We start from the raw sequence: 332 nt of genomic DNA on the forward strand, positions 1-332 counted from the left end.
CCGGCACCATGAGCGGCACCGCCGCCGAGACCGCCGCGCAGTCGACGGCCGTCGCGGCCGCCGCCGAGGAGGCCGGCAGCAACGTCGCCACGGTCGCGGCGGCGGCCGAGGAACTGGGCCCGTCGGTCCAGGAGATCGGGCGGCAGGTGGACGGGTCCGCCAGCAGCGCGCGGGAGGCGGTGATCGCCGCCGACCAGACGGGGGGGCTGGTGCAGGACCTGAGCGCCGCCGTGGAGCGCATCGGCGACGGGGGTGGGCGGATGTCCTCCATCGCCGGCCCGACGACGCTGCCCCCCCTGCACTCCACCACGTACGCCGCGCGGGCCGGCGCG

1 pseudogene is annotated in these 332 nt (G+C 78.9%); it reads left to right on the plus strand.

From position 1 onward, the window contains the following. Nucleotides 1–332 (plus strand): annotated as a pseudogene (locus MKK52_RS14995) (methyl-accepting chemotaxis protein); the annotation flags it as partial.

The organism is Methylobacterium sp. J-067 (genome assembly GCF_022829465.1).
Taxonomy (GTDB): domain Bacteria; phylum Pseudomonadota; class Alphaproteobacteria; order Rhizobiales; family Beijerinckiaceae; genus Methylobacterium; species Methylobacterium litchii.